20 protein-coding genes are annotated in these 23130 nt (G+C 52.3%); 9 read left to right on the top strand and 11 right to left on the bottom strand.

What is annotated here, in order from left to right:
* Nucleotides 1-33: 33 nt before the first annotated feature.
* The 7 genes from T433_RS0102995 to T433_RS0103025 form a co-directional block, all read right to left on the bottom strand.
* Nucleotides 34-222, bottom strand: coding sequence for a tetratricopeptide repeat protein (locus T433_RS0102995; RefSeq protein ID WP_044109133.1), 189 nt, complete (start codon nt 220-222; stop codon nt 34-36).
* A gap of 37 nt (nt 223-259) precedes the next feature.
* Nucleotides 260-1138, bottom strand: coding sequence for a bifunctional methylenetetrahydrofolate dehydrogenase/methenyltetrahydrofolate cyclohydrolase FolD (gene folD / locus T433_RS0103000; RefSeq protein WP_027449499.1), 879 nt, complete (start codon nt 1136-1138; stop codon nt 260-262).
* Nucleotides 1139-1198: 60 nt separating this feature from the next.
* Nucleotides 1199-2554 (bottom strand): signal recognition particle protein, encoded by a 1356-nt coding sequence (gene ffh, locus T433_RS0103005; protein WP_027454796.1) that lies wholly within the window; start codon nt 2552-2554, stop codon nt 1199-1201.
* Nucleotides 2555-2631: 77 nt separating this feature from the next.
* Complete coding sequence (locus T433_RS16995) at nt 2632-3729, bottom strand: 5-formyltetrahydrofolate cyclo-ligase (RefSeq protein ID WP_081778338.1); 1098 nt, start codon at nt 3727-3729, stop codon at nt 2632-2634.
* A 38-nt stretch (nt 3730-3767) separates the two neighbouring features.
* Complete coding sequence (locus T433_RS0103015) at nt 3768-4541, bottom strand: DnaJ domain-containing protein (protein ID WP_027454797.1); 774 nt, start codon at nt 4539-4541, stop codon at nt 3768-3770.
* Nucleotides 4542-4636: 95 nt separating this feature from the next.
* Nucleotides 4637-5266 (bottom strand): cytidylate kinase-like family protein, encoded by a 630-nt coding sequence (locus tag T433_RS0103020; RefSeq protein ID WP_027454798.1) that lies wholly within the window; start codon nt 5264-5266, stop codon nt 4637-4639.
* A 75-nt stretch (nt 5267-5341) separates the two neighbouring features.
* On the bottom strand, nt 5342-6931 hold the full coding sequence (locus T433_RS0103025) for an NAD(P)/FAD-dependent oxidoreductase (RefSeq protein ID WP_027454799.1): 1590 nt from the start codon (nt 6929-6931) through the stop codon (nt 5342-5344).
* Between the two features lie 94 nt (nt 6932-7025).
* On the opposite strand from T433_RS0103025, the gene thrA reads away from it, so the two are divergent.
* The 4 genes from thrA to thrC are packed head-to-tail and all read left to right on the top strand — an operon-like array spanning nt 7026 to nt 13291.
* Complete coding sequence (thrA, locus tag T433_RS0103030; RefSeq protein WP_027454800.1) at nt 7026-9497, top strand: bifunctional aspartate kinase/homoserine dehydrogenase I; 2472 nt, start codon at nt 7026-7028, stop codon at nt 9495-9497.
* Nucleotides 9498-9499: 2 nt separating this feature from the next.
* Complete coding sequence (locus tag T433_RS0103035) at nt 9500-10813, top strand: cofactor-independent phosphoglycerate mutase (RefSeq protein ID WP_027454801.1); 1314 nt, start codon at nt 9500-9502, stop codon at nt 10811-10813.
* Nucleotides 10814-10837: 24 nt separating this feature from the next.
* Complete coding sequence (locus T433_RS0103040; protein WP_027449506.1) at nt 10838-11911, top strand: AI-2E family transporter; 1074 nt, start codon at nt 10838-10840, stop codon at nt 11909-11911.
* A 48-nt stretch (nt 11912-11959) separates the two neighbouring features.
* Nucleotides 11960-13291, top strand: coding sequence for a threonine synthase (gene thrC / locus T433_RS0103045; protein ID WP_027454802.1), 1332 nt, complete (start codon nt 11960-11962; stop codon nt 13289-13291).
* Here thrC and T433_RS0103050 read toward each other — a convergent pair.
* Both T433_RS0103050 and T433_RS0103055 read right to left on the bottom strand, forming a co-directional pair.
* Nucleotides 13277-14008, bottom strand: a complete 732-nt coding sequence (locus T433_RS0103050; protein ID WP_027454803.1) for an ABC transporter permease — start codon at nt 14006-14008, stop codon at nt 13277-13279. The genes thrC and T433_RS0103050 overlap by 15 nt on opposite strands.
* A 61-nt stretch (nt 14009-14069) precedes the next feature.
* The gene (locus T433_RS0103055) at nt 14070-14627 is read right to left on the bottom strand and encodes an ATP-binding cassette domain-containing protein (protein WP_027454804.1); all 558 of its coding nucleotides are present in this window, start codon (nt 14625-14627) and stop codon (nt 14070-14072) included.
* Between the two features lie 734 nt (nt 14628-15361).
* On the opposite strand from T433_RS0103055, the gene T433_RS0103060 reads away from it, so the two are divergent.
* The 5 genes from T433_RS0103060 to epsC all read left to right on the top strand — a co-directional run bounded on the left by T433_RS0103060 (nt 15362) and on the right by epsC (nt 21287).
* Nucleotides 15362-16354, top strand: coding sequence for an agmatine deiminase family protein (locus T433_RS0103060; protein WP_027454805.1), 993 nt, complete (start codon nt 15362-15364; stop codon nt 16352-16354).
* 38 nt (nt 16355-16392) lie between these two features.
* Nucleotides 16393-17262: a carbon-nitrogen hydrolase gene (locus T433_RS0103065; protein ID WP_027454806.1), complete on the top strand. Its 870-nt coding sequence runs from the start codon at nt 16393-16395 to the stop codon at nt 17260-17262.
* A 203-nt stretch (nt 17263-17465) separates the two neighbouring features.
* Nucleotides 17466-17564 (top strand): smalltalk protein, encoded by a 99-nt coding sequence (locus T433_RS16385; RefSeq protein ID WP_155808313.1) that lies wholly within the window; start codon nt 17466-17468, stop codon nt 17562-17564.
* 464 nt (nt 17565-18028) lie between these two features.
* Entirely contained in the window at nt 18029-20221 is a 2193-nt protein-coding gene (locus T433_RS0103070) for a glutamine synthetase III family protein (RefSeq protein WP_027454807.1), read from the top strand.
* 151 nt (nt 20222-20372) lie between these two features.
* A complete protein-coding gene (gene epsC, locus T433_RS0103075) occupies nt 20373-21287 on the top strand; it encodes a serine O-acetyltransferase EpsC (RefSeq protein WP_027449515.1) in 915 nt (304 codons plus the stop codon).
* Between the two features lie 62 nt (nt 21288-21349).
* On the opposite strand, the gene T433_RS0103080 is transcribed toward epsC, so the two are convergent.
* Both T433_RS0103080 and T433_RS0103085 read right to left on the bottom strand, forming a co-directional pair.
* Nucleotides 21350-21865, bottom strand: a complete 516-nt coding sequence (locus tag T433_RS0103080) for a hypothetical protein (RefSeq protein ID WP_027454808.1) — start codon at nt 21863-21865, stop codon at nt 21350-21352.
* A 72-nt stretch (nt 21866-21937) separates the two neighbouring features.
* Entirely contained in the window at nt 21938-23128 is a 1191-nt protein-coding gene (locus tag T433_RS0103085) for an MFS transporter (RefSeq protein ID WP_155808315.1), read from the bottom strand.
* Between the last annotated feature and the right edge of the window lie 2 nt (nt 23129-23130).

The following is a 23130-nucleotide window of genomic DNA, read 5'->3' on the forward strand; positions in this document are numbered from 1 at the left end:
AAGTTATTATTAGGTGAAGATTAAAAAAACTATCTACGGATTATACATATCCTTGCAATAATAGGCCAAGATATCATCAAGCATACGCTTGGCCTCGACAGCAGGGCTGTCGGGGTCAAGCTCTATAGCTCGAATATAACAATTGATGGCATCGTGCCATTTTGATTCCTTGCGGAAGGCGTTACCTTGTTCGTACCACTCCTGGGCAGTACCTAAACACATATTCTTATCTTTCAAAATTCAAACTTTCTGCGTTCAATTAGCGATAATACTCTTTCTTTCCAGCAGCCAAAGTATTCTTCATTAGCGAGCAAATCGTCATAGGACCTACGCCGCCAGGAACTGGTGTGATGAAAGAACACTTAGGAGCTACCTCGTCGAACTTCACATCGCCAGTCAGTCGGAAACCGCTCTTACGGGTTGCATCAGGCACGCGGGTTGTACCCACATCGACGATGACTGCACCCTCTTTCACCATGTCGGCTGTCACAAATTCAGGACTACCGATGGCTGCAATGATGATATCGGCTGCACGACATTCCTCCTTCAACGTTTTAGAGCGTGAGTGGCATACGGTCACCGTAGAGTCGCCGTATTGTTTCTGCATCATAAGCTGAGCCATGGGCTTGCCTACGATATTGCTTCTACCTAGGATGACACACTTCTTACCAGAGGTCTCAATGCCGTAGCGTTTCAACAGCGTGATAATGCCCAGAGGGGTGGCTGAGATGAAACAAGGAAGACCGATGGCCATACGTCCTACGTTGATGGGATGGAAGCCATCTACGTCCTTGCGGTAATCGATAGCCTCAATGATCTTCTGTTCATCGATATGCTTTGGCAAGGGCAACTGAACGATAAATCCATCTACATCATCGTCCTTGTTCAGCTTATCAACACAAGCCAGAAGCTCTTCCTCCGTAATATTGTCTTCATATCGAATAAGGGTCGATTTGAAACCACAGGCCTCACACGCGAGTACCTTATTCTTTACATAGGTCTCTGAACCACCGTCGTGACCCACCAGCACAGCTGCCAGATGGGGCTGTTTGCCACCATTGGCCACTATGTTCTTCACCTCTTCTGCGATTTCTGCCTTGATGGCAGCCGCTGTTGCTTTTCCGTCTATTAGTTGCATATTATATTGGTCTATAAACTCTTATAGGCCCACGATGGGGCCTATAAGACAATTGGTTTATCAAAACTTAGGCATACCGCCTTTCATATTCTTCATTGCCGCAGCCATCTGCGCCATTCTTGAGCGGTCCATACCCGTCACCATCTTCATCATCTTGCGAGTTTGGTCGAATTGTTTCATCAGTCGGTTCACATCCTCTATCTTCGTGCCCGAGCCCTTGGCAATACGCAACTTGCGGCTCTGGTTGATGATATCAGGGTTCTGACGCTCTTTCGGCGTCATCGACTGAATGATGGCTTCTATGCTCTTGAAAGCGTTATCGTCGATATCAACATCCTTAATTGCCTTGCCGATGCCCGGAATCATTCCAGCCAACTCCTTGATGTTACCCATCTTCTTGATCTGCTGAATCTGTCCCATGAAGTCGTCGAAGTCGAACTTATTCTTTCTGATCTTCTTCTCCAGACGCTTAGCTTCCTCCTCGTTGAACTGCTGTTGTGCGCGCTCAACCAGCGACACGACGTCACCCATACCCAGGATTCGGTCGGCCATACGAGCAGGATGGAACACGTCGATAGCTTCCATCTTCTCGCCCGTACCCACAAACTTGATAGGCTTGTTCACCACGGTGCGGATACTCAATGCAGCACCACCACGGGTATCACCATCCAGCTTTGTCAGCACGACACCATCAAAGTCAAGACGATCGTTGAACTCCTTAGCGGTGTTAACAGCATCCTGACCAGTCATCGAGTCAACCACAAAGAGGGTCTCATCGGGATTGACAGCTTGCTTCAGGTTCGATATCTCAGTCATCATCTCCTCGTCCACAGCCAGACGACCGGCGGTATCGACGATGACTACATTATAACTTTCTTGCTTTGCTTTGCGAATAGCATTCTGAGCTATTTCTACAACATTCTTATTGCCTTCCTCGGTATAGACATCCACGCCAACGGTTTCAGCCACCACCTTCAACTGGTCGATAGCAGCAGGACGATACACGTCGCAAGCCACCAACAAGGGCTTCTTGTGCTGACGCTCCTTCAGCATCTTAGCCAGTTTACCTGTGAAGGTGGTCTTACCAGAACCCTGAAGACCAGACATCAGGATGATGGCAGGACGACCTTCTAGGTTCAGCTCTGCAGCTTTGCCACCCATGAGTTCTGTCAACTCATCGTGAACGATTTTCACCATCAGCTGACTAGGTTTGATGGCTGTAAGCACATTCATACCCATTGCTTTCTGCTTCACCGTGTCGGTGAACTGCTTGGCTACCTTATAGTTTACGTCGGCATCCAACAGCGCACGACGTACATCCTTCAAAGTCTCGGCAACATTAATCTCGGTGATTTTCCCTTCACCTTTCAGTATTTTGAACGACCGTTCCAGTCGCTCGCTTAAATTTTCGAACATATGTTATAATTGCAATTATTGTGGTGCAAAGGTACAACAAAAAAACGAGACTCACAAATTCAGAGTCTCGTTTTTTATCACACAACCTCATCCACCATCACGTCGTGTTCGTCTGTTGGCACCTCAGCTACGCGCTGAAAGGGAAAACAGACGCCAATCTTTCTGGCATGAGACAATTGTGGCAAGAACCGATCATAATAACCTTTGCCGCGTCCAAGACGGTGACCTGCGGCATCGAAAGCCATACCAGGAACGAGAACGGTATCAATCTTGTCATAGCCGGTAAACAATTCGCCCACTGGTTCCATGATATGATAGGCCCCTTCCTTCAAATCATCGGGAGACTGATAGCGGCGCAATTCCATTGTGATATCGCCTGTTACCCTAGGCAAAACAACCACTTTTCCATCGGAAAACAATAGGTTTACCAATGGCCGGATATCCACTTCGTCTGGTAAAGGCCAATAGGCCAGAATATGAGAGCTGTTGGCTACCAGTGGCATCAAACGTTCTACAACCTCGCCAGACATCTTGTCCAGTTGTGACTGGTGCTGGCGTTTGGCTTCACGCATCTGTGCACGCAGGAGTGGTTTCGTGTTGGCTCCGTTTCGAGCTGAGAACTCGCATCCACAGTATTGCTGGTTGTAGAATTGATTCTCTCTGAGCAGTTGGTTGCGACGTTCCTGCAAACCACCCTTGCGCCAGTTCTGTGCCCAAAACTCTGTGCCAGGCACTAGCGCCATAGCTTTTTGTCCGGCGTGTTCTATCTGTTCCAGACTCTTCCACCTACTAGAAGCCAATGTCGTGGCGAAAAAACGAAATCCCAATTCGCGTGCCTTTTCAGCCGTTCTGGTCAATCGCAACGTGAAACATTGTTCGCAGCGCCCACCGCGTTCCGGCTCATTCTCCAAGCCCTGCACGCCACAACGCCACGCCGCATGATCATAGTCGCCATCAATCCACTTCAATCCCAAGCCCTCTGCATGTCGCTTACTCTCCTGTTTTCGGATCTCGTACTCCTCGCGCGGCCAAATGTTTGGGTTAAAATAAAAGATGGTGGGGCGTACACCATTACTCATCAGCCACTCAACAATGGCCGACGAACAAGGTGCACAACAAGCATGCAGCAGCACTTCCGTACACCCTTCAGGAACAATAATAGCAGGCTGTTTCACCTCTCAGTTCTCAATTCTCAGTTCTCAATTCTCAGTTCTCAAAGTCCTCTCGCCTTCCAGATACGATCCTTTGCAGCATTTATCTCCTGGAACTTTTTCTCTGCTGCACGACGCACATCATCGCCCAGTGCCGCCACTCGGTCAGGGTGATGTTCCAAGGCCAACTTACGATAAGCCTTTTTCAGCTCAGCATCGCTGACGTTCGGACTGACGCCCAACACCTTGTAGGCATCCTCCAGCGAGTCGCCTTCAAGATGCAACATCGAGTCAACCACTTGTGGCGACATCTGCAACCATTGGGCTACCTCTTTCAAGGCTACAATCTCCGAACCATCCACGCGCCCATCGGCCTGTGCTATCATCACCAGGAAGTTGAGCAATTGCAAACGTCCTGAGTAATCCACATGAGTAGCTACCTGCATACAAGCCTGTCGGATGTTCTGCTTATAGGCTTGGTCACCTATGCGCTTTTGTTCTTCAAAGAGCTGACGCATCAGGTTGTCACCTTCCCGAGCTGCTTCTTCACCAAAGTTCTGGCGAAGCATGCCTCTCACCAGCTCCATCTCTGAATGCATAATCTTACCATCGGCCCTGACGATATAAGCAGCCAGAACCAACATCGATATGAAGAAGCTGTTACGATCACCTTCACGCGTTTGCTCATCAGTGAGGCGGAAGGACGATGTTCCTTGTCCTTCCGCACCACTGGTCACTGCATCGAAAACAGCACCTATTGCAAATCCTATCAAGGCCCCCATGGGACCAAAGGCGCTCCATCCCAGATAGCCGCCTATCCACTTACCAAATGCCATATACCCCCTAAGTTAGGGGGTTGGGGGTCTGAACGACCACCCAACCCAAGTCATTACTTTTATTCATTATTACTTCCGTTCAGACCCCCATCCCCCTAACTTAGGGGACTGAGGCATGTCATCAGGAAGTCCACGGCGCCATTCACGCCAAAGTTACGCACATTGAGCGCTATGTCATAGTTGCGTGCATCCTGCCAGTCGCTGCCCGTATAGGTCTTCGTGTAAAGCTCACGACTATAGTCATTGTCCACTATCATGGCAGCAGCATCGCTCTCAGAGATATCATACTTCCTGCCTATGCGCTGCTTCCTGCAATCATCATCGGCATGAATGAATATCTTCAGGGCATTCGGGTGATTGCGGAAGATGTGGAAGCCACATCGTCCTACGATGACGCACGACTCCTGTGCTGCAATCTTCCTTATCACTTCTGCCTGCGCTTCAAACAGCTGCCGCGAGGTTTGATCGTGCTCTTGTCCGCTATACTCAGCCCCCGCCATATACGAACGATAGAACTGCGTAAAGTCATCACGCCACAATGGGTTTCGAGCCTCGATATTCTCAACGGCATTTTCTACTGCGCAAAATCTGCGAGCCACCTCGTTCAATATCTGTTTATCCAGTAACTTCACGTCAAGACGGCGTGCCAACTCTGCTCCAATCTCGTGTCCACCGGTACCAAACTGGCGACTGATGGTGATAACAAATTTTTCCTCCTTGTTCATAAACGTATAGATTTACAGGGTTAATTACTATCTGTGAGCAAAGATACGGAATAAAAATGAAATCACCAAGCTTCTTTACACAATTTTTTCCATATAGAGGGCACACATCTCTGCGCATCGTTCGCCATCCACACCTGCCGACACGATGCCCCCAGCATAGCCGGCTCCTTCGCCACAAGGGAAAAGACCCTCTACCTGAACATGTTGCAATGTCTCGGCATCGCGAACAATACGTACAGGCGACGATGTTCGTGTCTCCACGGCAATCATCACCGCCTCGTTGGTCAAGAAGCCATGCGCCTGACGTCCGAATGTCTTGAAGCCCTGCTGCAGACGCGAAGATATAGACTTCGGCAACCAGAAATGCAGCGGCGAAGCTATCAGTCCTGGTGCATACGAGCTTTTAGGCAGATCGCTGCTCAGTCGGCCATTGACGAAGTCTGCCATACGTTGTGCAGGTGCCGTCTGTCTCATATTTCCCTGTTGCCAGCACATCCTCTCCAATTGTTCTTGGAAATGCATCATGGCAAGCGGAGACGCCTTCTCACTAGTTATGTCTTCAGGGCGAACCTCCACTACCATACCTGAATTGCTCCATTGGGTACCTCGACTCGCTGGACTCATACCATTGACCACAATCTGCTCTGGGCCGGTGGCAGCAGGAATCACAAAACCACCTGGGCACATACAGAACGAATAGACGCCACGTCCCTCCACCTGTGTCACAAACGAGTATTCTGCAGCAGGTAACCATTGTCCCCTGCCCTCTTTGCGGTGATACTGAATCTGGTCTATCAACTGTGACGGATGTTCCAATCGCACACCCACGGCAATACCTTTGGCCTCAATCTGGATATTGGCTTCTGCCAAATAGCGATACACATCACGTGCCGAGTGGCCTGTAGCCAGAATGACAGGACCGGTGAAGGTCGTCATGAGTGGAGAAACGTGAGAAGCATCCGTAGAGACTGCTTCGCACCCTATGACCTTACCATTCTCGGTGATCAGGCGCGTCATCTTTGTCTGAAAGTGCACCTCACCACCACAACGGATGATTGTGTTGCGCATCGCCTCGATGACCTGAGGCAGTCGGTCCGTACCAATGTGCGGATGAGCATCGGCCAGGATATTGGTCGAAGCACCATGCTGACAGAACACGCGCAGAATCTTCTCTGTATTGCCACGCTTTTTCGAACGTGTATAGAGCTTACCATCTGAATAAGCGCCTGCGCCACCTTCGCCAAAACAATAGTTACTCTCCCCGTCCACCTGTTGGGTGCGTGAGATGTTGGCAAGATCCTTCTTGCGCTCATGCACATCCTTGCCTCGCTCCAGCACCACAGGGCGATAGCCCAGTTCAACGAGTCGGAGGGCAGCAAAAAGTCCGCCAGGACCAGCGCCCACCACAATCACCTGCGGACGTCCACTCACATCATGGTAGTCCACATGCTCGTATTCATCGTCAGTAGGCAGCTCGTTCACGTACACACGCACCTTCAAGTTCACGAAAATGGTACGTTGACGAGCGTCTATCGAACGTTTCAACACACGCACAGCCTTCACAGTGCTGATGGCCAGTCCCTGTTCTTCAGCAATATATTTACGGAGCACCGCCCCGTCGGCTGCCACTTGCGGCAACACGCGTAATTGGTATTCGTTTATCATTTCAAGTGCAAAGGTACAAAAAAAATATTCTATCATCGTCGGTATTTCACATTTTTTACTTACCTTTGCACCTTGTAATATAAAAACTAAATCAATGAAAGTACTGAAGTTTGGCGGCACCAGCGTAGGTTCCGTAGATAGCATCCTCAGTTTAAAACGTATCGTCGAGGCCGAGAAGACACCCGTTATTGTAGTAGTCAGCGCCCTCGGCGGCATCACAGACCGTCTTATTGCTACCTCCAAAATAGCTTTGGCAGGCGACGAGTCATGGAAGACCGAGTTCAACAGCATGCGCATGCGCCACCTGGACATGATTGACACGCTTTTCAAAGAACAGGAAAAGCATCAGCAACTGACAGACATCATCAACTCGCTTTTCGAAGAACTGAAATCCATATATTATGGTGTTTACCTGATTCATGACCTCAGTCCAAAGACCGAAGCCACCATCGTGAGCTATGGCGAACGCCTAAGCAGTCATATCGTGGCTAGCCTGATTCGCGGTGGTCGCCGCATGAACAGCCGCGACTTTATTCGCACGGTGAAGAAACAGGGCAAGCATGTTCTTGATGCCGAGTTGACCAATCTCCTGGTGAAAGATGCCTTCGCACCGATTTGCAATGTTGCCGACAGCAGCACCGTGGCCGTAGTGCCAGGCTTTATTGCCCGCGACCGCGACACCAACGAGACAACCAACCTCGGACGTGGTGGTTCTGACTATACGGCAGCCATCATTGCTGCAGCGCTCGATGCCGAAGTGCTCGAGATCTGGACCGACGTAGATGGCTTCATGACTGCCGACCCGCGTGTCATCAAGACAGCCTACACCATCAACGAGCTGTCGTATGTCGAGGCTATGGAGCTGTGTAACTTTGGCGCTAAGGTGGTTTATCCTCCCACCATCTATCCTGTGTGTGTCAAGAACATACCAATTAAGGTCAAGAATACCTTCAATCCCAGTCATCCTGGCACCCTTATCAAGCAGAAGATTGAGAACGACTCGAAGCCCATTAAGGGTATCTCGTCAATCAGTGGTACCACGCTAATCACGGTGACGGGTCTTTCGATGGTGGGCGTTATTGGTGTCAACCGTCGCATTTTCTCCACATTGGCAGAGAATGGTATATCCGTCTTCATGGTATCGCAGGCCTCGTCAGAGAACTCTACCTCTATTGGTGTTCGCGACGAGGATGCCGCACAAGCCGTAGAAGTGCTGAACCAGGAGTTCGCTAAAGAAATTGAGACAGGTGCCATGTTCCCCATGCATGCAGAGAGTGGCCTAGCCACCATCGCTATCGTGGGCGAGAATATGAAGCATACACCAGGCATCGCCGGTAAGTTGTTTGGCACGTTGGGGCGTTCTGGTATCAGCGTGATTGCCTGTGCCCAGGGAGCTTCCGAGACCAACATCTCGTTTGTAGTCGACGGACAGTATCTGCGCAAGTCACTCAACGTATTGCACGACTCGTTCTTCCTGTCGGAATACAAGGTGCTCAACCTCTTCATCTGTGGCATCGGTACCGTGGGAGGCAACCTCATCGAGCAGATTCGTTCGCAATACGACACTTTGAAGGAGACGCGCCAACTGAAACTCAACGTGGTGGGCATCGCATCGTCTAAGAAAGCAGTATTCAATCGCGACGGTATTGACCTGAGCAACTACCGCGAACAGCTGCAGGATAGCGACATCAGCAAACTAAAGCAGGAGGTTATTGGTATGAACATCTTTAATTCGGTGTTCGTAGATTGTACGGCCTCTGAACAAGTGGCAAGCCTCTATCAGGATTTTCTTGACCACAACATATCGGTGGTTACAGCCAACAAGATTGCGGCTTCGTCAGCCTACGACAATTATGCCAAGCTGAAGCAGACAGCCTTGAAACGAGGCGTGAAGTTCCTCTTTGAGACCAACGTAGGCGCTGGATTGCCTATCATTGGTACCATCAACGACCTGCTTAACTCTGGCGACAAGATACTGCGTATCGAGGCAGTACTCAGTGGCACACTAAACTTTATCTTCAACACCATATCTAAAGACACCCCCTTCTCCGAGACTGTACGACAGGCCAAAGAGAAAGGCTATTCAGAACCCGACCCACGTATCGACCTTTGCGGCAAAGACGTGATCCGCAAGCTTGTCATTCTGACGCGCGAAGCTGGTTATAAGGTAGAGCAAGAGGATGTTGAAAAGCACCTATTCATGCCCGACAGCTTCTTCGAGGGCACACTCGACGAGTTCTGGAAGAACCTGCCTACGCTCGATGCCGACTTCGAAGCGCGCCGTCAAGAACTGGACAAGGAGCAGAAGCGCTGGCGATTTGTGGCCAAAATGGAAACCAATCCTACAACCACCAACGGCAAGCAGCCCGTGTTCAAGACGTCTGTATCGTTGGAGGCAGTAGGTCCGCGCCATCCGTTCTACGGACTTGAGGGGTCGAACAACATCGTGCTGCTCACCACCGAGCGCTATAAAGAGTATCCCATGCTTATCCAGGGCTATGGTGCTGGCGCCGGCGTTACGGCAGCAGGCGTTTTCGCAAATGTTATGTCAATAGCAAACATCTGATTATGAAACATCTCATCATTTTGGGCGATGGAATGGCCGACCACAAGGTGGAACGACTTGGCAACAAGACGTTGCTGCAGTATGCCAGACCTGAATATATGAACCGTCTGGCTAAGGCTGGACGCACGGGCCGTCTGATCACGATACCTGAGGGTTTCCAACCTGGTTCTGAGGTGGCCAACACGGCCATCCTAGGCTACGACCTGAACCAGGTGTACGAGGGCCGCGGCCCCCTGGAGGCGGCATCTATTGGTTACGAGATGCAGCCCGATGACCTGGCCCTGCGTTGCAACATCATCACCGTGGAGGAAGGTAAGATTATCACTCACAACGGTGGCAACCTGCAGACAGAGGATGCCCGTGTGCTGATTGACTATCTGAACGAGCACTTGGCAAAGCCTATCAACGACAAGGCGGGTTACGAGCTTGTGAAGTTCATTTGTGGCATCCAGTATCGCCACCTGCTCGTCATCAAGGGTGGTAGCAAATACATCACTTGTGCACCGCCACACGATCATCCGAATGAGGAGTGGCGCAGACTCACCCCCCAGCCCCTCCCTGAGAGGGAGGGGAGTAATTACTCTCAAGACAATGAAGAAACGAAAAAGGTAACCACTCCCCGCCCTCACAGGGAGGGGCTGGGGGCGGGTCTCACGGCTTCCCTTCTCCGCGACCTCATCCTGCGCTCTCAAGAACTACTCTCCCAGCACCCATACAACCTCGACAAGGCTGCACGTGGAGAACGTCAGGCCAACAGTATCTGGCCTTGGAGTGGAGGCTATCGTCCCTCTATGCAGACGCTGATGCAACTGTACCCACAGATTAAGTCGGGCTCCGTTATCTCGGCTGTCGATTTGATTCAGGGCATTGGCAAATATGCTGGTCTTCGCATCATCAAGGTGCCTGGAGCCACAGGACTTGCCGACACTAACTACGAGGGTAAGGCGCAGGCAGCCATCGATGCCCTACAAACCGACGACTTCGTGTTCGTACATGTAGAGGCCACCGACGAGGCAGGACATGATGGCGACCTCGAGCTGAAGCTCAAAGCCATCGACTATCTCGACCAACGACTCATAAAGCCCATCATCGAGGCCACAGAACTGATGGACGAGCCCGTGTGCATCGCCGTGTTACCAGATCACCCCACCCCTGTAGAACAACGCATCCACGTCAACGAGCCAGTGCCTTTCCTCATATATTATAAAGGTATAGAGCCCGACGACGTCGAGTACTACGACGAGGAATCGTGCGTCGCAGGCAGTTATGGTCTGCTGCGCCTCAATGAGTTTATGCAGACCTTCATGAGCATTTAGTATCACTCAAAAACAACCAGAGGTATGGAACACAAGACCATCACATTCGACGCTTTTGTCAGGGGCATCATGGGGGCCATCATCTGCGTGGCCATCTACCTGTTGCTCAACCGTCTGAGCAGCGTGCTCACCCCGTTTTTCATTGCGTGGTTCATAGCCTACATGCTGCTGCCTCTGGTCAAGTTCTTCCAGTTCAAGTTGCGCTTGAAATATCGCATCGCAGGCATCATCTGCGCTTTCATCACAGTGGGACTGGTGGCGTGGGGTGGCTTCATCCTGATTGTACCGCCTTTCATCGACGAAGCAGCCAAGATCAAGGACCTCGTTATCAGCTATGCAGAAAACAATGCCACGCTGAGCAACATCCCCGATGCACTACAGACGTTCATCCACGAGCACCTCAGCGCAGAGAATATCAAGGCCATCGTGTCGCAAGAGGGATTCATCACAGAGATGAAGGCTGCCGTACCGCGTCTGTGGGACTTTGCCAGCCAGTCTGTCAATATGGTGATGGGACTTTTCTCGCTCACCATGATAGGCCTCTACACGCTGTTCATCCTTCTCGACTACGAACGCATGTCCACAGGATGGGTCAAGATGCTGCCCCTGAAATATCGTAAGATAGCCCGTCAGGTGGTCACCGACCTTGAGACCGGCATGAACCGTTATTTCCGCGGACAAGCCATGGTGGCCTTCTGTGTGGGAGTGCTCTTCAGCATCGGCTTCCTCATCATCGACTTCCCCCTAGCTATCGCCTTGGGCATGTTCATTGGCCTGCTCAACATGGTGCCCTACCTCCAACTGGTAGGCTTCGTCCCCACCATCATGCTAGCCATCGTTAAGTCGGCCGAGACAGGCCAAAATTTCTGGGTGGTGCTGGGCATGGCCCTGCTGGTCTTTGCCATCGTGCAGGCCATCCAAGACACTATTCTCACGCCTCGTATCATGGGGCGCGTCACAGGGCTCAACCCTGCCCTCATCCTACTCTCGCTGTCTGTATGGGGCGCCTTGCTGGGCTTGCTGGGCATGGTCATCGCCCTGCCCATGACCTCACTCTTGCAGACCTACTACCAGCGATACATCATCAGGGAGAAATAAGGAGGAAAACAGAAAAGAAAATACAGAAACTGAATATTATAGATATATATGAAATACTATAGCACGAACGGAAAAGCTCCCATGGCCGACCTTCACAAGGCCGTGGTAAAGGGATTGGCAGAAGATCGCGGACTGTATATGCCCGAACGTATCGATAAGCTGCCAGCCGAATTCTTCAGCAACATGCCGAAGATGAAGTTTCAGGATATCGCCTACAACGTGGCCAGTGCCTTCTTTGGCGACGATGTGGATCTAGACAGTCTGCAAGACTTGGTTTACGACACCTTGCAGTTCCCCTGCCCCATCGTCAAGGTGAAAGAGAACATCTACTCGCTGGAACTCTTTCATGGCCCTACGCTGGCATTCAAAGATGTGGGTGCACGCTTCATGGCACGCCTGCTGCAATACTTCATCAAGCAGGAAGGACGCCACGAGACGGTCAACGTGCTCGTAGCCACTAGTGGCGACACCGGCTCTGCCGTGGCCAATGGTTTCTTGGGCGTAGAAGGCATCCACGTGTATGTGCTCTATCCCAAGGGAAAGGTAAGCCCCATCCAGGAATGCCAGTTCACCACCTTGGGACAAAACATCACCGCCATCGAGGTGGATGGCGTCTTCGACGACTGTCAGCGTTTGGTCAAGAGTGCCTTCATGGATGCCGAGCTCAACAACCACATGAAACTTACCTCGGCCAACTCTATCAACGTGGCACGTTTCCTGCCTCAGGCGTTCTACTATTTCAATGCAGTAGCTCAACTCTCAGCCCTCGGCCATCAGACATCAGACATCACCATCTGCGTGCCCTCTGGCAACTTTGGCAACATCTGCGCCGCATTGTTTGGTCATCAGATGGGTATGCCCGTGAAGCGCTTCATCGCTGCCAACAATGCCAACGATATCTTCTTCAACTACCTGCAGACGGGTCAGTATAACCCCAAGCCCTCTAAGCAGACACTGGCTAACGCTATGGACGTAGGCGACCCCTCAAACTTCGCCCGCATCATCAACCTCTACAGCGAGAATGGCAAACTCTCGCCCGAGGAGACCCACCAGCGCATCACCTCGCTCATCAGCGGTGCCACCTATAGCGACGAACAGATACGCGAGACCATGCGCCAGTGCTACAGCGAGACGGGCTATATCCTCGACCCCCACGGAGCCTGCGGCTATCGCGCCCTCGAAGAGCAACTGAAGCCTGGCGAGATAGGCATCTTCTGCGAGACAGCCCATCCAGCTAAGTTTAAAGAGAAAGTCGATGAGATACTGGGCATCGACGTCGAGATACCCGCACGTCTAGCAGCCTTCATGAAGGGACAAAAGCAAAGTGTGCCCATGACGAAGGACTTTGCCGACTTCAAGGCGTTCTTACTTGCCCAGTGACGAGAAGCGCTCAGCCAGTGTCAAGAACAGCAATGTAGCCACCACCGAGGCCACAAAGGCCGCTGCCATCAGTAGCAGCGTGACAGCTACCGCGCCCAATGGCTGGGCACCACCCAGCAACATACCGCAAAACAATGTTGGCATAGCCACCACCAGTGGCTGTGCCATTTGTTTTATCTGTGCCATCACCGAGGCCCTCAAAGCCCGCTTTACGCTAGGCATCAGCGTTTCCAGTCTAGTAGCACCGTTGGCCGTCAGGTAGGCCCTGTGTGCCGTGGTATGTCTCAGGCTACTGGCATAGGTCTGCATCATCTGCACCACAGCCGTTGTCAGATAGTACAACAGCACGCCCACCACGGGGACCATGGCCCTGCTACTCAGGCACCACATCAGCAAGCCGCCTGTCAGCATGGTGCTGCCTACCACGGCGCCTGCCACGGGCAACATCATGTTGCGCTGTTTCAGTCGGCCTTCCATCATACACCATCCCGCAGCCAACGCCATCATGCCGACCAGCCACAGCACGCTGATCCATATCGAGTTGTAGTGATACACCACCCAGGCGCCACCGCCCACCACAATCATCTGCAGCGTCAACGAAGCAAAAGCCTTCAGCACGCGCCACAGCGACTTATGGTCCGTCCATGCCAACACGGCTACGGCCCCTGCCAGTAGCACGAGCAACATCACCACGCCTATATTCGATTGTATTTCCATTGTTCTCTATTTTTAGCTTATTAAAGTTTTGAAAATGTTCAGGACGTTCCTGTGAGAAACGTTATAACTCCACGACGATATGGGCAGCTTCCACGATGGCCTGTTCTGCACTTGTAGCCACCACCAGCTTTCCCTCTTCCTGCGCCAGTTGCCGCAAATAGCCGGCACACTCTGGTGCAGGGTTGTCCACCAGCAGAATGGGCTTGTGTCTCAGCACCGCCACAGCCAGCAGGCGTGCCTTCTCGCCATCCGCCCCCGTGCGTTTCATCTCTTCGGCCAATATACCATTAGAGATAGGCAACTCACGGTTAGCCTTTAGCGCAAACACCTCTTGTACCGTGGGCGGTTCATAGCGCTTCACCTCACCCTCGGCCGTCAACCGATCGGGAGCATATGCCATCAGCGCCCTAAACTCGTCGGCCATCTCTGCCGACAATGGTTCGCCATCTATACACACGTAGCCACTCTTCACCGCCCTCAAGCCCATCATAGCCAGCAACAGTCCCGTACGGCATGCTGCCGTGCCACCGGTCAGGCATACCATCTGCCCCTCCTCAGCCAGCATCGACACCGTCCTTTCGGCACCTTCTATCAGTGTTTCGTTCAGTTCCAGCACCATTTTTCGTTCACTTTCTATTGTTTAGTGCAAAGGTACGATTAAGCGAGTAAAGAACAAAAGAAAAAACCGTTTTTTTCTTTTTTCTTTCGAGCGATAGTACCTTAGACGCAGTCAAAGGTACGATTAAGTGAGTGAAATGCAAAAACACTGACCCCACCCCCAACCCCTCCCCTACATGGGAGGGGATTTGCTTACGGAGTCCTTGGATTTTCAACCGCATAGTACGTTTTGGGTATGTTCTATAAATTGCATATATCATCTGCTGAACTCCCCTCCCTTCCGCTGAACTCCCCTCCCTTCAAGGGGAGGGGTTGGGGGTGGGGTCTGTAACTAAACAATATTCCGCAGATTTCTACGTAGGCACTCCCCTCCCTTCCGCTGAACTCCCCTCCCTTCCAAGGGGAGGGGCAGGGGTGGGGTCTGTATCTCCATTGGCAGTTAGAACAACACTGACCCCACCCACGACCCCTCCCCTACATGGGAGGGGATTTGCTGCGGAGTCCTTGGATTTTCAACCGCATAGTACGAAAGAATCCTTTTTGGGGTATGTTCTATAAATTGCATATATCATCTGCTGAACTCCCCTCCCCTACATGGGAGGGGATTTGCCGCGCTCGGCGCTATGCGACGCTTATTCGAGTGGAACGAGTCTTAAGAAGGTACTATCGTTCGGAAATACAAATAAAAAGCGAGCTTTTCTTTTCCATTTCGCTCGTTTTTTGTACCTTTGCACCATGAAAACTAACAAGAGACGGATGCTGGCCGAATGGGAGGCACAAAGCATGGTGCAACTAACATGGCCTCACAGGGATACGGACTGGGCGCCTATCCTACAAGATATCACGGCTGTCTACAGAAATATGGCTCGCGAAATTGCTAAACGCGAGGCATTGCTCATCGTCGCTCCGGCATCGCTAAGCGCCGAGCTTGGCAAGATGGAAAATGCGAGCATCACATCTTTCACTTCTAACGATACGTGGGCACGTGACCACGGCTTCATCACCGTCGAGGAGGACCAGCAACTGGTGCTGCTCGATTTTCAGTTTAATGGCTGGGGAGAGAAGTTTGAGGCCGAGCGAGACAATGCCATCAACCGCCACCTGTATGATCAGGGACTGGTGAAAGGTGCCTACGAGCAGCATCTGGACTTTGTGCTGGAGGGTGGCTCGATAGAGAGCGACGGACAGGGCACGGTGTTTACGACCAGCTGCTGTCTGATGGCGCCACACCGCAATCAGCCTCTGACGCAACAGGAGATAGAGGAGCGACTGAAAGCATGGTTGGGGGCGGAACGCGTGGTGTGGCTGAACCACGGCAGTCTGATTGGCGACGACACCGACGGACACATCGACACGCTGGTACGCATCTGCCCTAACGACACCATAGTATATACTGGCGGCGACGATGCTCACCCTGACCTCAGACTAATGGAAGAGGAACTAAGAGGGCTGCGTACCATGGGGGGCAAGCCCTACCGACTGCTGAGGTTGCCTCTGCCCCGCCCTGTATTCGATGAGGAGCACAACCGCTTGCCTGCGACCTATGCCAACTACTTGGTGATTAACGGGGCGGTACTGGTGCCTACCTACAACCAGCCGGATTTGGATGCCGAGGCAATGAGCATCATCAGCCAGGCGTACCCCGACCGCGAGGTGGTGGGCATAGACTGTATGGCGGTGGTGTGGCAGCACGGTTCGCTGCATTGCTGCACAATGCAATATTATTAAACCCATAGTACACTTGAAGGAGCTGACCCAACGAGCATATGAAAATAGGAATCATACAACAACACAACACGGCCAACGTGGAAGGCAACAAGCTGCGACTGGCCGAGAAAATCAGAAAGGTGGCACGCGAGGGTGCCGAGCTGGTGGTGCTGCAGGAACTGCACAACGGGCTGTACTTCTGTCAGGAGGAGGACGTAAACACGTTTGACCTGGCAGAACCGATACCTGGACCCTCTACCGAGTTCTATGGTGCACTGGCCAAGGAGCTACAGGTGGTCATCGTGACCTCGTTGTTTGAACGCCGCGCACCAGGCTTGTATCACAACACAGCCGTGGTCTTGGAGAAAGACGGTTCTGTGGCGGGCAAATACCGCAAGATGCACATACCCGACGACCCTGGCTACTACGAGAAGTTCTACTTCACACCTGGCGACATGGGATTCAAGCCTATCGACACCTCTCTGGGCCGATTGGGCGTGCTGGTGTGCTGGGATCAGTGGTACCCCGAGGCTGCACGACTGATGGCGCTGGCGGGGGCTGAGATGCTGATATACCCCACTGCCATCGGCTGGGATCCGAACGACACTCCCGAGGAGCAGGAACGCCAACGCATGGCGTGGCAGACGGTGCAGCGCGGACATGCCGTGGCCAACGGGTTGCCCGTCATCACGGTGAATCGTGTAGGAGAAGAGAGGGGCCAAGACCAGAGCAAACAAACCTTCTGGGGCACGAGCTTCGTGGCTGGGCCACAGGGCGAGCTGCTCTACGAGGCGCCCACCAACGAAGAGGTAGAGACGGTAGTCGAGGTGGACCTGAAGCGCTCTGAACAGGTGCGCCGCTGGTGGCCTTTCCTGCGCGACCGCAGAATCGAGGCTTATGGCGACATCGTGAAGCGTTTCAGAGATTAGGAGCCTCCCCCAGCCCCTCCTGCAGAGAGTTTTAGCCTGCTTCGCAGGGAAATTTTTCAAAATTGAAAACAAAGTTTTTCATTTATTTTTTGTCCTCACGAGCCGAATGGATATATAATACTGTTTAATTTTGAATCAAATTTTGAAGAATTTCCCGCCGACAGGCGGCTCCAAAGAATTAACCAAATTAACCGAATAATACTATGAAGAAACTAGAAACTTGGAAGTTTGTGTTACAAACTGTTATCGCCATCCTTACGGCGATCGCCACTAGCCTCGGCGTGGCAAGTTGTATGAATTAGGAACCCCTCCCTTCCGCTGAACTCCCCTCCCATCAAGGGGAGGGGCAGGGGTGGGGTCTGTATCTCCATTAGCAGTTAGAACAATACTGACCCCACCCCCAACCCCTCCCCTACATGGGAGGGGATTTGCCTACGGAATCCTTTGGATATTCAACCGTATAGTACGTTTGGGGTATGTTCTATAAATTGCATATAGCATCCGCTGAACTCCCCTCCCCTACATGGGAGGGGATTTGCCACGCTCGGCGCTATGCGACGCTTATTCGAGTGGAACGAGTCTTAAGAAGGTACTATCGTTCGGAAATACAAATAAAAAGCGAGCTTTTCTTGCATTTCGCTCGTTTATTCGTACCTCTGACTGCGTCCAAGGTACTTGCATTCGAAAGAAAAAATAAAAAGCGAGTCTTTTTATTTTGTTCTTTGCTCACTTATTCGTACCTTTGCAGGCAAAATTAGACAAGACAATGACAAATAATTTAAGATTTCAGGTAGTAGAAGAGGCGTTCAAGAAGAGCGCCGTCAACGTGGAAGTACCCAGCGAACGTCCGTCAGAGTATTTCGGCAAGTATGTGTTCAATCGCGAGAAGATGTACAAATACCTGCCAAAAGATATCTACGACAAGCTGGTGGATGTGATTGACAACGGGGCCCGTCTGGACCGCTCAATAGCCGATGCTGTGGCTGCCGGCATGAAGCAGTGGGCCATTGAGATGGGATGCACTCACTACACCCACTGGTTTCAGCCTCTGACCGAGGGCACCGCCGAGAAGCACGATGCCTTTGTGGAGCACGACGGCAAGGGTGGCATGATGGAGAAATTCTCTGGTAAGCTGCTGGTACAGCAGGAGCCCGACGCCTCTTCGTTCCCCAATGGTGGTATCCGCAACACTTTCGAGGCGCGCGGCTACTCTGCATGGGACCCAACAAGCCCTGTGTTCATCATCGACGACACGCTGTGTATCCCCACCATCTTCATCGCCTATACTGGCGAGGCACTAGACTACAAGGCTCCGCTACTGCGCGCATTGCATGCCGTGGGCAAGGCTGCCAAGGATGTGTGTCAGTATTTCTATGACGACGTGCAGAAGGTGCAGGTGAATCTGGGATGGGAACAGGAGTACTTCTTGGTGGACGAGGGTCTATACTCGGCCCGCCCTGACTTGCTGATGACAGGGCGCACGCTGATGGGTCATGAGAGTGCGAAGAACCAGCAGATGGACGACCACTACTTTGGAACGATACCCGACCGCGTGCAGGCGTTTATGAAGGACCTGGAGATTCAGTCGCTGGAACTGGCTATCCCTGTAAAGACACGCCACAACGAGGTGGCACCCAACCAGTTTGAGCTGGCTCCTATCTTTGAGGAGTGCAACCTGGCCGTGGACCACAACATGCTGCTGATGTCGCTGATGAAGAAGGTGGCACGCAAGCATGGCTTCCGCGTGCTGCTGCACGAAAAGCCGTTCGATGGCATCAATGGCAGTGGTAAGCACAACAACTGGAGCCTCAGCGCCGACAATGGGGTGCTGCTGCATGCTCCTGGCAAGACACCAGAAGAGAACCTGCGTTTCGTGACCTTCATCGTAGAGACACTGATGGCGGTATATAAGCACAATGGCCTGCTGAAGGCTTCGATCATGAGTGCTACCAATGCTCACCGTCTGGGTGGCAACGAGGCACCTCCTGCCATCATTTCGAGCTTCCTGGGCACGCAGCTCACGGAACTGCTGAACCACATTGAGACATCAGAGACCAACGAACTTTTCAACCTGAAGGGAAAGCAGGGCATGGTCATCGACATTCCTCAGATTCCCGACCTCATCGTGGATAATACCGACCGTAACCGCACATCGCCATTTGCCTTCACAGGCAATCGCTTTGAGTTCCGTGCTCCTGGTTCTAGTGTGAACTGTGCCAGCGCTATGATTGCGCTCAACGCTGCCATGGCCGAGGCCCTGATTTCGTTCAAGGAGCGCGTGGATGCCAAGATTGCCAAGGGCGAAGACAAGATTCAGGCGCTGCTAGAGGTGCTGAAAGACGATGTGAAGACGTGTAAGCCCGTGCGCTTCGATGGCAACGGATACAGCGAGGAATGGGTGAAAGAGGCTGCCAAACGCGGACTCGACGTAGAGAAGTCATGCCCCGTGATTTTCGAGCACTACCTGGACGAGGCAAGCATCAAGATGTTTGAGAGCACCAAGGTGATGAACAAGAAGGAGCTGGAGGCCCGCAACGAGGTAAAATGGGAGATGTACGTGAAGACCGTACAGATAGAGGCGCGCGTGCTGGGCGACCTGGCCATGAACCACATCATACCTGTAGCCACGCACTACCAGTCGAAGCTGATTAAGAACGTGCAGGGCATGAAGGAGGTGTTCGACGCCGAGCGCGCACAACGCCTGTCAACGCGCAACATGAAACTCATTGAGGAGATTGCCGAGCGCACGGAGAAGATAGAACAGCTCGTTGACGACCTGACCGAGGCGCGCCGTGTGGCCAACCGCATCGACGATATCCACCAGCGTGCCATTGCCTACCACGACACGGTATGCCCCAAGATGGAGGCTATACGCTACGAGGTGGACAAGCTGGAGCTCATCGTAGAAGACGGACTCTGGACGCTGCCTAAGTACCGCGAGTTGCTGTTCATCAGGTAATATCGAGGGGACGAGGATAGATTCGAGGTACGAGGTACGAGGTGCGAGGTACGAGAATAGAAAATTCCGCCAGCAAATCTGACCTCGCACCTCGCACCTCGCACCTCGCACCTCCGATAAAAAAAACAATAAATAACAAAAAAAGACATAGATGGAACAGGACGGACTGAACGAAGTGCTACAGAGAAACGTAGCCAAACTGTCGAAGTTGTCGGACCGCGAGCGCGACATGATGCCCGCGGGCTCGGCACCGATGCCAAGCGTAGAGGAGGTAAGGCGCATTGTGAGCCTGTGTAAGGATATCATCTTCACCGACTACTTCCACAAACGCCAGAGCGACGAGAAGATGCGCTCTTACCACATAGGCGTGAGCATGGACGAACTGTACGCCCTGCTGAAAAGACAGATAGCCCGCGGCATGCAGTTCTGCGAGGATTGCGACTGCACGGAAGATGCCGTGCTACGGGCTGCCGAAGATCTGGCACTGAAGTTCATCGACGAGTTGCCCGAGGTGAAGCGACTTCTCTACACCGATGTCGAGGCGATGTTCCAAAGCGATCCCGCTGCCACCAACTATGGCGAGGTGATCTATTGCTATCCGGTGATGAACACCATGACGCACTATCGCATTGCTCACGTGCTGCACAAGATGCAAGTGCCCGTGATACCACGCATCATCACCGAACAGGCTCACTCGAAGACGGGTATCGACATTCATCCAGGTGCCGAGATTGGCGAGTACTTCGCCATTGACCACGGCACTGGTGTGGTGATTGGCGAGACGGCCATCATCGGCAACCACGTCACGCTGTATCAGGGTGTGACACTGGGTGCAAAGAGCTTCCGCTATGATGAGAATGGCAACATGCTGAACATCCCGCGCCACCCTATCATCGAAGATCATGTCACGGTCTATTCAAACGCCTCAATCCTGGGGCGCATCACCATAGGCCACGATTCGGTGATTGGTGGTAACATCTGGGTGACGAACAATGTGCCGCCCTATTCGCGCATACAACAAAGCCGAGCCATCGATGCCTCGTTTCAAGGCGGACTTGGCATCTAGCCGGCAAGGAAATATGGAAATGATGATATAGAAAAGCAAGAAGAGTAGGCTCTCTAGAGGGCCTACTCTTCTTCGTTAAAGTCTTTTGCCTGACGGCTGTAGTATGTTTCGTAGTAATCGTCGGGCGACACCACTTTTATCAAATTGAAGGATGCCAGCGGTCTGCCCGTGGCGGCATCGTCGAAATAACCACGGAAGCGCATGCGGTTATGCAACCAGTAGGTTTCGAAGTCGCGTATCACCACGTGCGTGCCATCGTCGTAGTGCATGTGGATGCGTCCGCGCTTCACGCTCCAGGTGAAGTAGGCCTTGGTATAGCGACGCGTGTGGTGGTTATAGTCTATTTCATAGCCTGAGCCACCATTCATCCACGAGCCATTCTGTTCGAACATAATCTCTGTGTCGTATTCATCGTCTGTGGCATAACCACGATATGAATAATACTCACCAACGATAGAGCCCTGCCATACGCCCTCCAGGTCGTAAGCTAAAGCAGCGTCTTCGTCGCAACTGGTGAAAGCCAGCATCACAGCCATCATCGCCATGATCATCTTGGTATATGCGTATATCTTCTTCATAACACTTATGTTTTGTTTGGTTTATCTATGGCAAAAGTACATCTTTATTTTCAATTGGCAATAGAGAAATGCCTATTTCAACGTAGGGATTTTCCTAATTGCCCAGGTGGACACGAGCGGTACTGCACTCACCACGAGGGCTACAAGGAAGGTGTAGTAATAGCCCACGGCCGACTGGAGCACACCTGAGAGCAGACATGAAAGCATGAGTGAAAGGGCCATCAGCGACTTGCCCACCTCGCGATTGGACACGTGGCGAAGCACCCAGAGATAGGCGGCAAAGCCAAAGCCATAGGTGGTTTGTTCGAGAAACACGCCGAGGCTGATGATGAGCAGAGAGGAGGGTTCCCAATAGCCCATCAGCGCATAGACGGCACAGGGCACCACCATCAGCAGGGCCATGGGCCACAGCCAACGTGTGAGGCCATCGCGGCGCAACACTCTGAAGCCCATCATACCACCAATGGTCAAGCCTGTGATGCCTACGGTGCCCATGACCAAGCCGAACTCCTGGGGCGACAGACCCAGTCCGCCACTGCTGGGGGCATCGAGCAGGAAAAGGATGCCTACCTTAGCCTGAAGTCCCACGGCAAAGGGATAGAGAAACAGGAACGGGGCTCCTATGTCATGTAGCGAAGGCAGCGAACGGTGTACGTTGGTTTCAGCATGATGCGAGTGGCGTGGGAGCATGGCGTGGTGCAACATACAAAACAGCAGGAACAGGCCTGCCAGAATATAGAATGTAGCCTGCCACGAGTAGAAGCGGTCGTAACGATAGAACACCTGCATATTGCCCACCATCATCACCAGCACGCCCTGGCCCACAATCACAGCCAGCTTGCGTGCCAGTTCTTTCACGCGCACAAAGGTGGGCAAATGATTGTTGCGTGTCACCTGACGATAGAGGCCGTCAACGGCCACGTTATGAATGGCAGTCAGCCAGGCTATCAACAGCAGCATGGCAACGGTGTGACAGGTAGAGGTCATCAAGAACGACAGCGCAGCGAACGACAGGGCCAGAAAAATTTCGGAGATGTCTATCCACGTCGTGAAGTGCTGGGGACGTACCACGTAGGGCTTCCACCAGAACTTGCTGACCCAGGGAATGTGAAACAAGGCCACACAGCTGAGTGCGGCACTACTCGACAGTCCCATCTGCCTCAGCATAATGAGCGACAGAAACATCACCATGACATAGGCTATCCCCTTTGCAAAATACAAAGTGGATAGCCATACCAGTGGTGTGTTCTGTGTGTGCATCATTA

The sequence above is a fragment of the Xylanibacter brevis ATCC 19188 genome (assembly GCF_000621725.1).
GTDB classification, from domain to species: Bacteria; Bacteroidota; Bacteroidia; order Bacteroidales; family Bacteroidaceae; genus Prevotella; species Prevotella brevis.